This is a genomic window from Leifsonia sp. Y878 (assembly GCF_057669685.1).
The window spans coordinates 686,029-700,531 of record NZ_JBYHFS010000001.1 but is presented as its reverse complement, the minus strand read 5'-3'; the positions used below and the strand labels follow the sequence as shown (position 1 = coordinate 700,531).

The following is a 14,503-nucleotide window of genomic DNA, read 5'->3' as shown; positions in this document are numbered from 1 at the left end:
GCGAGTTAGAAGCCGTACGCCACCGTCGAGGCGAGCGTACCCGCGCGCAGGTGTTCGAGCACGAAGAGCTCATGCGGAACGACGGGTGCCGGCAGCGCATCGAGCGGGAACCAGGCCAGCTCGGCGGCCTTCTCTTCCTGCAGGGCCGGTGTGCCGCTCCACTCGCGGCACGCGAAGAAGAAGTCGACTCGTTCATCGATCGCCCGGCCGTTGGCGTGGGTGCGGTGCATGGCGGTGAGCGGATGCAGCGCGGCCTCCGCGATCGCGATGCCGAGTTCTTCGGACGCCTCCCTGGCTGCGGCAGCGAAGACCGATTCGCCAGCCTCCACGTGACCCGCGGCGCCGGAGGCCCAGTGATCGTCGAAGTAGCCCGTACCTCGGCGCAACTGCAGGAGCACCTCGTCAGTGCCGGCGTCAGTGGCGGAGCCCGCGGCTGTGCCGGAACCCGGGCGAAGCAACAACACGTATGCTGCCGGAATCACCTGGAATCGGCTCATCACTGCGGCCGCGGCATCCGTGCGCTCGTGTCCACTCATAAGGCCAGTCCACTCATCAGGTCAGTCTATGGGCGAGCAGTAGATACAAAAAGGCCACCAGGGGTGGAGCCCTTGGTGGCCTTTTGCTCCCCGAGTTGAACTCGAACCAACAACCTGCCGGTTACCGCGAAAACTCGCGGATCTCCCCGAAATTAGCATCCATGCAATTCCAAGGGATTCCATCTAAAACGTGGACCTGCGCGATTGAAAACGTCGAGTAAACATGAACCTTGCCGCAGGCGCGGACATCGGCATTGCCGATGGCGCGCTCACTGCTGGCCAGGATCGGTTTCTGGGGTCACGATGCTGAAGTTGATTGACTGAGCTTTCGGAGGCGCTACCGTGTAAACCTCTACCGCGAGCGAGTACTGCCCGCGGGTGTAGCCACGCTCGAAGCTCTGTTTGCGCGGGGGGAACTCGCCGTCTTTGTTTCGAACCCAGCCCTGTTCCTCAAGCCAGGGCTCCAGATCATCGGCGAACTCGGTCGGCGTCCGGGGGCCGTCGGGATGAAGATCGACGCCTTGGTCCCAGTAGTAGTACTTCGGCCACTCTTCATAGTTGGCACCCGCCTGGCGACTACCACCCAGCTGCCCTGAGATGCTCTCGGCTTCGTCAGCCGGAACCTGAGCGATGAGGTCCGCACCCCACCCGGCAGCCTGATCAATGAATTCCCGTAGTTGGTCTTCCTGAGACGCAACCACTTCCGCCTTCCGCTGCTCCGACATTGCACACCCCGACAACAAACACAGCACGATCCCGGTCGTGAGGACCGCCAACGCGGCACGATTGAGTGGATTCCAGGTAAGAATCATCACAGCTCGAAGGTGTTGCTCACTGCGGGCCAGGATCGGTTTCTGGGGTCACGATGCTGAAGTTGATTGACTGAGCCTGCGGAGGCGACACGGTGTACACCTCCACCATGAGCAAATAACCCCCGCGGGTATATTTACGCTCGAAGCTTTCCTTGCCCGGGGAGAACTCACTGTCTTTGTTTCGCACCCAGCCCTGTTCCTCGAGCCAGGGCTCCAAGTCATCGGCGAGCTCGACTGGCGTCCGAGGGCCATCGGGGCGAAGATCAACGCCTTGGTCCCAGTAGTAGTATTTCGGCCACTCCTCGTAATTATCCGATGCTTGGCGACTGCCACCGAAGTTTTCGAAGATGGTCTCTGGTTCATCTGCGGGAACCTGCGCAATGATGTCCGCGCCCCAAGCGTCTGCCTGATCAATGAACTCTCGAAGTTGGACCTCCTGAGATGCCACCACTTCCGCCTTTCGCTGCTCCGACATCGCACACCCCGACAATAAACACAGCATGACTCCGGTCGTGAGGACCGCCAATGCGGCACGCGTATTGAGTTGCATCATTCCACCTTAGATAGGTCCAACGAAGAGATCTCCTCCGTCGGTTTTCCCGCACCGCTATCGGAGACTTCGACGCCCTGGACCCACCCTCCGCCGTGCACCCACTCAACATCGTTCGGGTGGTACAGCGAGACGGGATCCCCCTTGACGACACGCGTAATGTTTCCGAGAGAGGTGCTTCCCGGTGTGAACGGTGTTGAGTGGGATTCAATGATGCCACGGCTTTCAATTGTGCCGGAATCAGGATCGCGGGCATCGAGGTACCCCGTTTCGAGTCGAGTCACTCCGGGTGTCTTAAGCGGGTTCGTGCCGCCGTGACCGACGTCGAATAGGGATTTTCCCTGGTTCCATCCCACCACCTGGTCGTTGCGTGCCTGCAGCACGAAATGCGGCTTGTCTTTCGTGTGCGGGAAGTCCGCGATGCCTGTCACATCGTGACCGAGGCCGGCCGGTGCAACATAGACGATGCGATCCGCCCTGAGCCCTAACATCTCTGCGGTCCCGAGCGCTGCAGCGCCGTAGCTGTGCGCGATCGGGACGAGCTCTGTGCCCGAAGGGAGGTCGAGGCTATTCGCAAAGGATGCTAGCCGTGGTGCTGCGGTGTCGGCAAAGCCCTGTTCCGCGACATCGACGATGTGTGTCGAATCAAATTCAGGCATCGGCGCTCCGTGCCACGTGAAATACCCGGACTTTGTACCCGACCATCTGTGCAGGTTCTTGCCGCGATCGAGGTCTCCGGTGAATGTAGCGAGCTTCGAGTTCGTGCCGGGCACCACCACACCTACCTGCGCCATCCAGGACGGGATATTGCCCGTCTTCGGGTCGAGTGTGCCCTGGAACGTGATGATGCTGTCCCGAAGCGGATTGAATCCGACCAGCACGGCCCCACTTTGGAAGGATCTCTTACCGTTCTCGTCAAAAACAAGGTACTCGCCGAACGATTGACCGCTCGCGTCCGTTTCCTCGGAGTACTTCCCGTTCCGGTCTCCGAGGATCGCGTCCAAGCTCTTGACTTCGCCTTGCAAGCCAGAGATCTTGTCGGCAAAAAGCTGCTTGTCCCCGGATTGCTTCTCGATGAGTTGAAACATCTTGATCTGTTTCTCTAACTCGCTGCGGTACTCCTTAGCCGTGATCACGTTCGCGGTGTTGCGATCGCGCAAAGCGACGCCGTCAAGGTTGCCAATGAGCAGCGGAAAGTCAGCGATGAGCTGTTGACGTTGCTCCAGAGTCAGCGCCTCCCAGACTTCCGCGATGCGTGTGGGATCTTTTAGCATCGCAAGGTCGACTGCCGAGATCGTGCGTGTGGTGCCGTCTCGCATTCGCGCTGACACCCGCACCCCTGCCGAGATGGTCGGGGGGTTCGGCATTGCGTTCCGTGCGGAAACGTACTGCTGTCGATGTGTCAGGATGGAATTCGTCGCCGAGGAATTGGCGCCCTGACGCTCCTCGTCGAGTGATTGCAGACGTGATGTCGCTGCTGAGACACGCTCTGTCGCTTCGCTCACCGCTCTTACGAGCCTTCGCCGTTTTGCCCAATCAACGTCATCGCTCGATCGGTCAAATTCGTTCAGTCTCTGCCGCGCGATGTCTTCATCCCGACGTGCCGAGTCAAGATCACTGCGTGCCGAATTAGCTCTGCTCTCGATGTCGGTCATCTTCGCGCCATAGGCGGAGACCTCGCCACCCCAGGCCTGGTCTGCCATCTGGACCAGGTTCGCCGGGGCGGACGATGCCTGGATCATGGTGAGTATCCGCTCGACCGAGAGCGCGGAGCCTGACTGTCCACCCAAACTCGTCGCCGCCGATGAGAGGCTGTTGTAAGCGTTGGTGCCGACGGTGCGCCATCGCAGTCTTGACCCTGCTTGTCGGACCGTGTCAGGGTCACCTGCAAGCGCCGTGTCGCCTACGGTCATGCTCTCGGCCTCGCACACTTCATGGTTTAACCTGGGACGCGATCTGCGCGTCGAGCAGCTTGAACAGGGTGGTCATCTCTGCGCACGATTTGCTTTGCGCAGTCATGAGTTCGCTGAGCTTATGCAGGGTGGTTCGACGATCACTGGCCGCACTCGAATGGGCGTCGTTCGGCGCCGCGGCACCTGAGCCGAGCTCCCCAGATGCCGCTGGTTCAGCATTCACCTGCGAGGCAGCAGCCGCCAAACTTGTGGCTGCCCTATTCAGAGCGCTGTAATCAATTTCCATGAGTTATCCGTCAACCGTCACCAAGCAGTGCTGCAGCAACGCGTCGAGGACATCGCTGTCCTGCGGCCACAACAGCTCACCGCCTGGCGACGCTCTGAATGAAACGTGTCAGTTGATCTTCGAGGCGATTTGAGAATCGAGGTCGCGCATCGCGTTCGCGGTCCCGGTCAGGAACTGCTGGATTTCGTTCAACTGTGAGATCAGCGTGTTCGCGCTCGTGGTGTACTTCGTGTAAGCGTCGTTGAACTTGCCCGATGCCTGATCGGTGACGAAGCCCGAGGAAACGAGCTGGCCGATCTGGGTCTGCATGTTCTGTAGCTTCGTTGTGATCTCGTCACGACCCGCACCCAACTGGGTTGCGGCGGTCTCGATCTCGGCGTAGCTGACCTTGATATTCGACATAGAAGCGGGCCTCTTTCAATAAGCAGTAACTAGATAACGGTCAAAATGCATCCGGAATCATAGATCCCCCCGGAACTGCCAATCACAGCGCGCAAACTTACGGTCTATTCGCATTGGCCAATCGGCTACAACTTACAGGCGCCGTGTTCCTCTGCACAAGTTACCTGAACAGATGCGTCGCATCACAAACGTGCCGGCATAGAGCAAATGTAAGGCGACCAATGTGGGTACAAAAAAGGCCACCAGGGGTGGAGCCCTTGGTGGCCTTTTGCTCCCCGAGTTGGACTCGAACCAACAACCTGCCGGTTAACAGCCGGCTGCTCTGCCAATTGAGCTATCGAGGATTACTGCTTTAGCAGCGTTGCTACTTTATCAAAGGTTGCGTATTCACCAAATCCACACGGAGCAAATATGGCCTCCTCAATACCCCAGGTGGGGATCAACAACCCCGATAAATCGGGCATCTGAGAGGAATGCGGCCACATTCAACCGAATTCTTTCCGCCAGCAATGGAGCAGTCATCTCGGGCGTGTCGGCCATGTGTGGCGTGATCAGGCATCGGGGCTCTGTCCACAGCGGATGCCCGTCTGGCAATGGCTCCGGTTCGGTCACGTCGAGCGCGGCCCCCGCAATGCCTCCCGCGCGGAGTGCAGCGACCAGCGCATCGGTGTCAACGAGCGGTCCCCTGGCGATATTGACGAGATATGCCGATTCCGGCATGAGTGCCAACTCGGCTGCGCCAATCAGGTGCGTGGTGCCGGCGGTGAGGGCAGCAGCCACCACAACGACATCCGCTGTTGGGAGCACATCGTGGAGCGAGGATGTCTGCACCGTGGCGTCTGCGCCGGCAACAGCGTCTGGACTGCGACGCACGACGGTAATGCTCACCCTGAACGGCGCCAACAGGGCGATCAGCTCATGGGCGATGCCGCCAGCCCCGATGATGACCACATTGAGTCCATAGAGGGAGCGTCCCTCAGGCACCGAATTCCAGCTGGTCGCCCGCGCGCGCTTCGGAAGCAGCCGCAGCAGCGCCAGGGTCAGCGCAAGTGCGTGCTCTGCAACTGGCTGGGCATAGGCGCCCTTGGCACTCGTCCAGACGAGTCCTGGTCGGTCATGCGCCGCCATGACGCCGCTGAACGCGTCGACGCCAGCCCAGGGCAGCTGCACCCATCCAATCTCCGGATAGGCGGCGAGAGTGTCTCCCAGCTCCCCTGCGCGCGAGTACGAGAGCCAGACGAGGCCCCTCGTCTCCGAGGACAGCGGGGCAACGACTCCCCCGCCGGCCTCAACGGCCTGGGTGAAGACGAGCTCTGGGCTCGGCAGGACCGCGATGGGCCCTGGCGCCGGCGGCAGAGGAACCGGCTCTGTCCCTGTGGCATCTGCCGGAGTCACCGCGCAGTGCTGGGCCATTACTGTTGGCTACCTGAGTTCGGGTGGCTGTCCAATGCCGACGCCATGCTGGCGACGTACGGATGCCACGGGTCTCTGAACACGTCCTCGATCGTGCCGAGTCCCACGAGCACACCCTGGTGCATCACGGCAATCCGGTTCGCGAGGCGCCGCAACACCTGGAGGTCATGGCTGATGACGAGGGCGGAGAACGCACGCTCCTGCTGGAGTTCGACGATGAGGTCGATCACAGCATCCCGCACGCTCACGTCAACGCCGGCCGTCGGCTCGTCGGCAATGAGCACCGTCGGGCCGAGCACCAATGCCCGCGCCAGGGCCACGCGCTGGCGCTGTCCACTGCTCAATTCGTACGGGTACTGGGTGAGCACCGCCAGGGGCAGCCGCACCGCATCGATCATGGTGGCAACCAGCGTGTTGAGCGCAGCCGTGTTGTAGTGCCTGTCGCGATGAAGGATCGGCTCCGCAACAAGGTCTGCCACGGTCAGGTCGCCCTGCAGGCTCGCCGCAGCATCCTGCGCCAGGTAGCCGACCCCGAACGTGAGTCGCGCGAGCTTTCGTTTGCCGATGCCGCGAATGGGGATGCCCTGAACCGTCGCAGACCCGCCGGTGATCTGGGGCCTGAGCCCGCTGCCGGTCAGAGCCTCGCCGGCGAGAACCCTCGCCAGCGTGCTCTTCCCCGAACCGCTTTCGCCCAGCAGTCCCACGATCTCTCCCGGCGCGATCTGCAACGTCATCCCGTGCACTGCGACGAACGCCGGACTCGCTCCGTGCGGCGGATACTCGATCGTCAGGTCGTTCGTCGTAATCGGAAATTCTGATGCTGCGCCGCGAGTCATAGTACTTATCCTGCCGCACGCAGTCGGCGCAGCTCCTCCCGACGCAACGCTTGCTCCGCAGGATCCGGCACTGGAAGTGAGGCGAGCAGCCGTTGCGTATACGGATCCTTCGGTGCGCCGAGTACCTCTGCGCCCGTGCCTTCCTCCACCAGCTTGCCTTTGTACAGCACGGCAATCCGGTCAACGAGGATGTCGACGACAGCCAGGTCATGACTGATGAACAGGGCCGCAAAACCGAACTCGCGCTGCAGCTCAGCGAAGAGTTCGAGAACCCTCGCCTGCACGCTCACGTCTAGCGCAGAGGTTGGCTCATCGGCGATCAGCAGCTTCGGTTCGAGGGCAAGCGCCCGCGCGAGACTGGCACGCTGGCGTTGGCCACCACTCAGTTCGTGCGGGAATCGATCACCGTACGCACGCGGCAGCTGAACGGCCTCGAGCAGGTCATTCACCCTGGCCCTCGCCGCACTTGTGCTCGACGCGCGCCCGTGCACGATGAGTGGCTCTGCCACGCAGTCCGCAATCGTCAGCAGCGGGTTGAAGCTCGACGCCGGGTCCTGGAACACGAAGCCGATATCACTGCGCACCGGCTTGAAGTTGCGTTCCTTGAAGCCGTTCATCTCGTGGCCGAGCACCTGGAGCGAGCCCCCTGTGACACGGGTGAGCCCGGCGATTGCCCGCCCAATCGTGGTTTTGCCTGAACCGCTCTCGCCCACCAGTCCCACAACTTCACCGGCACGGATGCTGAGACTCACGCCATCAACGGCGACGAACCCCGGCTTGCCGAAACGGCCCGGATACTGGATGCGCAGGTTGTCAGCCACCACGACGGCCGGCTTCGACGCCCACTCCTCGTCGCGGGCTTCCGCGCGTTCCGCAGCCCGTTCGATGCCCTGGCCGACGTGCGGAACCGCCGCGAGCAGCCGCTTCGTGTACGGGTGCTTCGGGCTCGAGAACAACGTCTGGGCATCCGCTTCTTCAACGACCTTGCCCTGGTACATCACGACAACGCGATCTGCGAGATCGGCCACGACACCCATGTTGTGGGTGATCAACACGATCGCGGTACCGAATTCGTCGCGACAGCGCCGCAGGAGGTCGAGAATCTCGGCCTGCACCGTGACGTCAAGTGCCGTTGTCGGCTCGTCGGCGACGATGAGCCCAGGATCAAGCACGAGAGCCATCGCGATGACCACGCGTTGCTTCTGGCCGCCGGAGAACTGGTGCGGGTAATAGTTGATGCGGGTTTCGGGATCTGGAATGCCAACGCGCCCCAAGATCTCAATGGCCTTTGCCCGCGCCTCTGCCTTGGTGTACTCGCCGTGCGCGCGGATTCCCTCCGCGATCTGCCAGCCCACTGTATAGACGGGGTTCAGCGCGGTCGACGGCTCCTGGAACACCATGGAGACGTCAGTGCCTCTCACCTGCCGCAGCTGCGCCTTGCTCAGGGAGATGATGTCATTCTCGCTGCGGCCGTCTTTGCTTGACAGAACGACGGCGCCATTGGCTGTGGCCGTCTCAGGCAGCAGCCCGAGGATGGTCTTGGCGGTGACGGTCTTGCCGCTACCGCTCTCCCCCACGATGGCCACTACTTCACCAGGAGCGACGCTGAGCGAGACGCCATCGACGGCCTTCACCGCGCCGGCATCCGTTGAGAATGACACCCCGAGGTTCGTGATCTTCACGACATGTTTCACGGCTTGGTCTCCAATCCGTCTAGGTCTATTGTCGGATCACTTTCGAGTCCGTCAAGGCCTCCAGGGCCAGCGGTCAGCGTTCCGCCAGGAACGACGGATGTTTCAGCCACCAAACCGGCTGACTTTGCGACCTTGCGGCGTCCGCGGAGGCGCGGGTCGGCGAGGTCGTTGAGGCTTTCGCCCACGAGCGTGATACCCAGCACCACCAGCACAATCGCGAGGCCGGGGAACACGGATGTCCACCAGATACCGCTCGTGACGTCTGACAGCGACTTGTTGAGGTCGTAACCCCACTCTGCGGCCGCTGTCGGTTCGATACCGAAGCCGAGGAATCCGAGCCCGGCCAGGGTCAGGATCGCCTCTGAGGAGTTGAGCGTGAAGATGAGCGGCAGCGTTCGCGTGGCATTCCGGAACACGTGCTTGAACATGATCCGACTGTTGCTCGCACCGAGCACCCTGGCCGACTCGACGTAGGCCTCAGCTTTGATACGGACGGTCTCTGCCCTGATCACCCGGAAATATTGCGGGATGAACACCACGGTGATGGAGATGGCCGCGGCCATCACACCGCCGACGAGGTTCGACTTTCCGCCAGAGATCACGATCGACATGACGATGGCGAGCAGCAGCGTCGGGAAGGCGTAGACGGCATCGCAGACCACAACGAGTACGCGGTCGAGCCAGCCACCAAAGTAGCCAGAGACAAGACCAAGGAGCACGCCGGCGAAGATCGACAGGACGACGGCGACCACGATCACGAAGAGCGCGGTCTGTGAGCCCCAGATCACGCGCGACAGCACGTCATAGCCACCCACCGTCGTGCCAAGCGGATGCTCGCCACTCGGCGGCTGCTGAGCCCCGAACAGGCCGTCGGCGCCGCGCAGTTGGCTGAAGCCATACGGCGCGAGCAGCGGAGCGAAGATCGCGGTCAGCACGAAAAGGCCGGTGATGACGAGGCCGACGATGAGCATTCCGCGCTGCAGTCCGACGCTCTGCCTGAGCTGGTGAACGACAGGCAGCCGCGACCAAATGCTGCGCTTGGGGGCGGGAGAAACGACGGCGGAACTCGACGTGTCGAGCGCCTCAGGCTGCGTGGTCGGAAGCGTTTGTTCCGGTGGTGTCAGGGTTGACATGATCAGTACCTCACCCTTGGGTCGATGATGGCGGCAATGATGTCGACGATGAAGTTGGAGAGTGCAACGATCACTGCGAGCAGGGCAACGATTCCCTGCACGGCGACGAAGTCCCTGGCCTTCAAGAACTCGGAGAGCATGAAGCCAAGGCCCTTCCACTCGAAGGTGGTCTCCGTCAACACGGCGCCAGCGAGGAGCAGTGCAATCTGCAGGCCGATGACCGTGATGATCGGGATCAGGGCCGGGCGGTATGCGTGCTTGCGCACCAGGCGGAACTCGCTCACCCCACGCGAGCGGGCGGCATCGACGTAGTCGGTGCCGAGGGTTCCGATGACGTTAGTGCGCACAAGCCGGAGGAACACGCCTGCGGTGAGGAGCCCGAGGGCGAGAGCCGGGAGAACGGCGTGAGAGAGCACATCCGCTACCGCCGCAGGGTCGCCCGTCATGATGGCGTCGATCGTATAGAAACCAGTCTTGTTTGGCAGGAACTCCATTTGGAGTTCCGTGCCCGTTGAGGCACGGCCTGCAACGGGAAGCACCTTGAGCCAGACGGCGAAGACCAGCTTGAACAGCAGGCCGGAGAAGAAGACGGGAGTGGCGTAGCAGAGGATTGCGAACACGCGCAGGGAGGCATCGGGGGCCTTGTCACGCCAGTAGGCGGCGACCATGCCGAGCGGGATACCCACGATGAAGGCAACGAGCAGCGCGTAGAACGCCAGCTCTGCCGTGGCAGCGCCATAGGTGATCAAGATCTCGGTAACGGGCCGATTCGTGCTGATCGACGTGCCGAAGTTTCCGGTGAAGACGTGGCCGAGGTACTCGAAGTACTGCACGAGGATGGGCCGGTCGTACCCGGCGGCGTGGATGCGTTCGGCCAGTTGGTCTGCCGTGAGCCGGCCGCCCTGGGCTGCGGTGATCGGGTCGCCCGTCGCCCGCATCAACCAGAACACCATCGAAACCAGGATGAAGATTGTGGGGAAGATGAGCAGGAAGCGGATGAGGAGATACCGAGCCAGCCCACCCCCAGCTTTACGTGTGCGCTCTGCGGGCCGAGTGGAACTGGCCGGCGGCGTCGATGCCACTGTGGTCATTGTTACCTAACATGTGCAAAACGGGCCCGCCCGCAGAAGCGGGACGAGGCTGACAGACGGTTCTGACAAACGGTTCTTGAAACGGTAGTGCTTGAAACGGTGCAGGGGCACCCTGCTCAACACGCAAGCAAGATGCCCCCGGTAATCGCGCTAGAGCTTCATACCCTAGCGAAAGAACTACTAACCCTTGGCCAGCGCTCCGTAGCGGAACTTGAACGACGCGTCGAGCGTGGTGTCGGTTCCGGTGACGTCGGTGCCGGTCACGGCAACCTGTGCACCCTGGAGCAGGGGCAGGGTTGACAGCTGGGCAGCAACCTTGTCCTGGATCTCCTCGATCATTGCGGTGCGCTCTGCGACGTCAGGCGTCACGGCCTGCTTGAGAATCAAATCGTTGACCTCAGGGTCGTCGAAGTGGTTGCTCAGGAAGTTCTCCGTGAGGAAGAACGGCGTGAGGTAGTTGTCGGCGTCTGAGTAGTCAGGGAACCAACCGAGCTGGTACAGCGGGTACAGGTCTTCCGTGCGGTCCTTCGAGTACTGAACCCACTCTGTGGTCTGCAGGTTGACCGTGAACAGGCCGGTTGATTCCAGCTGGTCCTTGATCAGGGCGTACTCGTCACCCGACGACGGGCCGTAGTGGTCGTTGCTGTACTGGATGTTCAGCGTGACCGGCTCGGTGATCCCGGCAGCGGTCAGCGTTGCCTTAGCCTTCTCGGCGTCAGCGCCACCGTTGCCGTCGCCGTAGAGGGGCTTCAGCGACTCCGTGGCACCGGTCAGACCGGCGGGCACGTAGGAGTAGAGCGGAGTGTAGGTGTCCTTGTAGACCTGCGTCGCGATTTCTTCGCGGTCGATGGAGTCTGCAACGGCCTGGCGAACAGCCAGGGCCTTTGCCTCATCGGCTTCAGCGGTCGTAGCGCCGAACGGCTGCGTGTTGAAGTTGAAGACGATGTAGCGGATCTCTCCACCAGGACCATCGACGACCTTGACCTTGTCGTTGCCGCGCAGGTCTTCGATGTCGGTCGCAGACAGGCTGCGGAACGCGACGTCGATGTTACCTTCCTGCACGTCGAGCTTGAGGTTGGAGGAATCGGCGTAGTACTTCACGTTGACGACGTCGGTCTTTGGGGCGCCAAGGACGCCCGCATAGTCTGCGTATGCCTTGTAGCCGACGAGTTCGTTGAACTTGTAGCTCGTGATCGTGTACTGGCCTGCGAATGCGTCGCCCTTGACGATGTCGTCGTCTGAGGTGAGCTCGTCTGCAGCGAAGACCTCTTCATCAACGATCGGGCCTGCGGGGCTCGACAGGATCTGCGGGAAGATCTGGTCGTTGGCCTGCTTGAGGTGGAACACGACGGTGGTGTCATCCGTTGCCTCAACGCTGTCGAGGTTGTACAGCAGTGACGACGGGCCGTTTTCGTCAGCGATCTTGACCTGGCGGTCGAAGCTGAACTTCACGTCTGACGACGTGAGGTCGTTGCCGTTGGCCCACTTGAGGTCTGGCTTCAGCGTGACGGTGTACTCGGTGGGAGAGGTGAACTCTGCCTTCGTTGCGATGTCTGGCTCGACGTCGGGGCTGCCATACGGCGTGTTCATGAGGAACGGGAACACCTGGTTGGCGACCTGGAACGAGCCATTGTCGTAGGCGCCGGCGGGGTCGAGGGTAGTGACCTTGTCGGTCGTACCGATGGTGAGGGATGCCCCACCTGAACTGTTGGAACCGGCAGAGCAGCCGGCAAGCACGATCGCTGCCGCAGCGAATGCTGCGGTTGCGGCGATGGCGCGCTTACCGTTGGTGGTTGCGGATGTCATATCCGTATACCTCTTCCTGTTGGTGTCTGTACATCGAAGGCACGCGAACGTGCTTCAACGCAGTGCTGTACAGACAGAATTAGCACAGAAAGAGGGCAAAACCTGCGGATTACGCAGCTTCTTTACATACCTGCAATGTTGGGGGCTATTCCGCCCTGAGATTGCGCCGTTCAGCTTCGACGCGAACAAGCTCACGCTGGATGGCCGAATAGATCTCTCGATCTGTCGGGTCAGCGCGCTGGAGACGGCCCATGAGATCTGCTTTCAGCCGGAGCAGTTCGCGGTCGATCAGCGCGGTCGTGATGTCCTTCACGTAGGGGCCAACCTCACGCTCAGACCGTTCTGGCAACGGGGCGACGGCCAGTTCCTGTGCGAGGTTCGCGAGCGTCGCCGGCACTTCACCGATGACGTGATCGAGCCAGCCAGGGCTGTCGGTGTGATCAAGACTGGCCGCAATGCCGTCACGAACGACGGCGAGCGATGGGTGGGTGAACATGGTCTGTGTCGCCCTGGCAATGAGGTCGGCGCCGACAAGGGCTGGACGCTGCAACATGGCCATGAGCGCATCGCGCTCGAGCCTCGTTGCCGGATCAGTTGGAAGCTCGACCAGTGAGAACGGCTTCTCGCGTGGAGCCTCCTGCGTCTCATCAGAGTGGCGCTGCTGGGTCTTCTCTGACTTCTCAGACTTCTCGCCTGCACGTGCTCGTGCTGCTGCGGCGGAGACGGCCTTGGACACCTCGCTCATGTCGAGACCGAGCATGCGGGCAAGCTCACGGGAGTAGCCGGGCCGGAGCGCGGGGTCACGGATCTCGCTCACGATGGGAGCGGCAGAGCGCAGCGCCGCGATCCGACCCTCAACGGTCTCGAGGTTGTACTGGCTGAGTTGCTGCTTGATCACGAACTCGAACATCGGCTTCTTCGAGTCGATCAGGCGGCGAACGGCGTCATCGCCCTTGTTCAGCCGAAGGTCGCAGGGGTCGAAGCCTTCAGGTGCCACCGCGACGAAGGTCTGCGCGGCGAATCGTTGTTCCTCTGTGAAGGCGCGCAGTGCTGCCTTCTGGCCTGCGGCATCGGGGTCGAAGGTGAAGACGACCTCTCCGAGGCGGGAATCGTCGCCGAGCACTCGGCGAAGCACCTTGATGTGGTCGACGCCGAACGAGGTTCCACAGGTGGCGACGGCCGTCGTGACACCGGCGAGGTGGCAGGCCATGACATCCGTGTAGCCCTCAACGACGACAACCTGGTGCGTACGGGAGATGTCGCGCTTGGCCAGGTCGAGCCCGTAGAGCACCTGTGCCTTGTGGTAAACCGGCGTCTCTGGAGTGTTGAGGTACTTCGGGCCCCTGTCGTCGTCGAGCAGCTTGCGCGCCCCGAAACCGATCGTCTGGCCGGTGATGTCGCGAATGGGCCAGACGAGCCGACCCCTGAACCTGTCGTAGACACCGCTCGCCCCCTCGCGGCTGGAGACCAGCCCGGCGAGGGTGATCTCCTCCGTGCTGAAGCCGCGCGAGCGCAGGTGGTTGGTGAGTTCGTCCCAGCTTTTCGGCGCGAAGCCGATGCCGAATCGTTCGGCGGCCATCGCATCGAAGCCGCGCTCACCGAGGAAGCGGCGGCCGACGTCGGCGCCTGGGCTGCTCAGCTGTTCGACGAAGAAGTCGGCAGCAGCCTGGTTGGCGGCGAGTAGGCGTGCTCGATTGGCATGGTCGGGGGCAGCGCCACCGTCTTCATAGTGCAGCTCGATGCCGACCCGGCCGGCCAGCCGTTCGACGGCCTCGCTGAAGCTGACGTGGTCCATTTTCTGCAGGAACGAATAGACGTCGCCGCTCTCTCCGCAGCCGAAGCAGTGGTAGAAACCCACCTGAGGGCGCACGTGGAAACTGGGGCTTCGCTCGTCGTGGAAGGGGCAGAGGCCCTTCATCGAACCGACACCCGCAGACTTCAAGCTGACGTAGTCGCCCACGATGTCTGCGATGTTCGTGCGGGCCTTGACCTCTTCGATGTCGCTCTGTCGAATTAGTCCAGCCATAGCTG

The 14,503-nt window shown here is 61.9% G+C and carries 12 protein-coding genes and 1 tRNA gene; all 13 read right to left on the bottom strand.

Annotated features, from left to right (window positions below):
• Positions 1-5: 5 nt before the first annotated feature.
• The 13 genes from AC25Y4_RS03265 to dnaG all read right to left on the bottom strand — a co-directional run bounded on the left by AC25Y4_RS03265 (position 6) and on the right by dnaG (position 14,498).
• Positions 6-536 (bottom strand): NUDIX domain-containing protein, encoded by a 531-nt coding sequence (locus AC25Y4_RS03265; protein ID WP_488118933.1) that lies wholly within the window; start codon positions 534-536, stop codon positions 6-8.
• 269 nt (positions 537-805) lie between these two features.
• Positions 806-1,348: a hypothetical protein gene (locus tag AC25Y4_RS03260; RefSeq protein ID WP_488118932.1), complete on the bottom strand. Its 543-nt coding sequence runs from the start codon at positions 1,346-1,348 to the stop codon at positions 806-808.
• Positions 1,349-1,367: 19 nt separating this feature from the next.
• Entirely contained in the window at positions 1,368-1,901 is a 534-nt protein-coding gene (locus AC25Y4_RS03255; protein WP_488118931.1) for a hypothetical protein, read from the bottom strand.
• Entirely contained in the window at positions 1,898-3,811 is a 1,914-nt protein-coding gene (locus tag AC25Y4_RS03250; protein WP_488118930.1) for an alpha/beta hydrolase, read from the bottom strand. Before AC25Y4_RS03250 ends, AC25Y4_RS03255 begins: the two co-directional genes overlap by 4 nt.
• A gap of 394 nt (positions 3,812-4,205) precedes the next feature.
• Positions 4,206-4,499 carry a WXG100 family type VII secretion target gene (locus AC25Y4_RS03245; protein WP_488118643.1) on the bottom strand — a complete coding sequence of 98 codons (294 nt, stop codon included), beginning with the start codon at positions 4,497-4,499 and terminating at the stop codon, positions 4,206-4,208.
• A gap of 271 nt (positions 4,500-4,770) precedes the next feature.
• Positions 4,771-4,843, bottom strand: a tRNA-Asn gene (locus AC25Y4_RS03240).
• A gap of 76 nt (positions 4,844-4,919) precedes the next feature.
• Entirely contained in the window at positions 4,920-5,912 is a 993-nt protein-coding gene (locus tag AC25Y4_RS03235) for a D-isomer specific 2-hydroxyacid dehydrogenase family protein (protein WP_488118929.1), read from the bottom strand.
• Entirely contained in the window at positions 5,912-6,748 is an 837-nt protein-coding gene (locus tag AC25Y4_RS03230; protein WP_488118928.1) for an ABC transporter ATP-binding protein, read from the bottom strand. Before AC25Y4_RS03230 ends, AC25Y4_RS03235 begins: the two co-directional genes overlap by 1 nt.
• Before the next feature lie 5 nt (positions 6,749-6,753).
• A complete protein-coding gene (locus AC25Y4_RS03225; RefSeq protein WP_488118927.1) occupies positions 6,754-8,442 on the bottom strand; it encodes an ABC transporter ATP-binding protein in 1,689 nt (562 codons plus the stop codon).
• Positions 8,439-9,575 (bottom strand): ABC transporter permease, encoded by a 1,137-nt coding sequence (locus tag AC25Y4_RS03220; protein WP_488118926.1) that lies wholly within the window; start codon positions 9,573-9,575, stop codon positions 8,439-8,441. Before AC25Y4_RS03220 ends, AC25Y4_RS03225 begins: the two co-directional genes overlap by 4 nt.
• A 2-nt stretch (positions 9,576-9,577) precedes the next feature.
• The gene (locus tag AC25Y4_RS03215; RefSeq protein WP_488118925.1) at positions 9,578-10,666 is read right to left on the bottom strand and encodes an ABC transporter permease; all 1,089 of its coding nucleotides are present in this window, start codon (positions 10,664-10,666) and stop codon (positions 9,578-9,580) included.
• A 180-nt stretch (positions 10,667-10,846) separates the two neighbouring features.
• Positions 10,847-12,472 carry an ABC transporter substrate-binding protein gene (locus tag AC25Y4_RS03210; RefSeq protein ID WP_488118924.1) on the bottom strand — a complete coding sequence of 542 codons (1,626 nt, stop codon included), beginning with the start codon at positions 12,470-12,472 and terminating at the stop codon, positions 10,847-10,849.
• Positions 12,473-12,617: 145 nt separating this feature from the next.
• Positions 12,618-14,498 carry a DNA primase gene (gene dnaG, locus AC25Y4_RS03205; RefSeq protein ID WP_488118923.1) on the bottom strand — a complete coding sequence of 627 codons (1,881 nt, stop codon included), beginning with the start codon at positions 14,496-14,498 and terminating at the stop codon, positions 12,618-12,620.
• Between the last annotated feature and the right edge of the window lie 5 nt (positions 14,499-14,503).

What these genes read in the sequence shown, in the direction of transcription:
- AC25Y4_RS03265 (WP_488118933.1), bottom strand. Translation starts at nt 536, where the DNA reads ATGAGTGGACACGAGCGCACGGATGCCGCGGCCGCAGTGATGAGCCGA.
- AC25Y4_RS03260 (WP_488118932.1), bottom strand. Translation starts at nt 1,348, where the DNA reads ATGATTCTTACCTGGAATCCACTCAATCGTGCCGCGTTGGCGGTCCTC.
- AC25Y4_RS03255 (WP_488118931.1), bottom strand. Translation starts at nt 1,901, where the DNA reads ATGATGCAACTCAATACGCGTGCCGCATTGGCGGTCCTCACGACCGGA.
- AC25Y4_RS03250 (WP_488118930.1), bottom strand. Translation starts at nt 3,811, where the DNA reads ATGACCGTAGGCGACACGGCGCTTGCAGGTGACCCTGACACGGTCCGA.
- AC25Y4_RS03245 (WP_488118643.1), bottom strand. Translation starts at nt 4,499, where the DNA reads ATGTCGAATATCAAGGTCAGCTACGCCGAGATCGAGACCGCCGCAACC.
- AC25Y4_RS03235 (WP_488118929.1), bottom strand. Translation starts at nt 5,912, where the DNA reads ATGGCCCAGCACTGCGCGGTGACTCCGGCAGATGCCACAGGGACAGAG.
- AC25Y4_RS03230 (WP_488118928.1), bottom strand. Translation starts at nt 6,748, where the DNA reads ATGACTCGCGGCGCAGCATCAGAATTTCCGATTACGACGAACGACCTG.
- AC25Y4_RS03220 (WP_488118926.1), bottom strand. Translation starts at nt 9,575, where the DNA reads ATGTCAACCCTGACACCACCGGAACAAACGCTTCCGACCACGCAGCCT.
- AC25Y4_RS03215 (WP_488118925.1), bottom strand. Translation starts at nt 10,666, where the DNA reads ATGACCACAGTGGCATCGACGCCGCCGGCCAGTTCCACTCGGCCCGCA.
- AC25Y4_RS03210 (WP_488118924.1), bottom strand. Translation starts at nt 12,472, where the DNA reads ATGACATCCGCAACCACCAACGGTAAGCGCGCCATCGCCGCAACCGCA.
- dnaG (WP_488118923.1), bottom strand. Translation starts at nt 14,498, where the DNA reads ATGGCTGGACTAATTCGACAGAGCGACATCGAAGAGGTCAAGGCCCGC.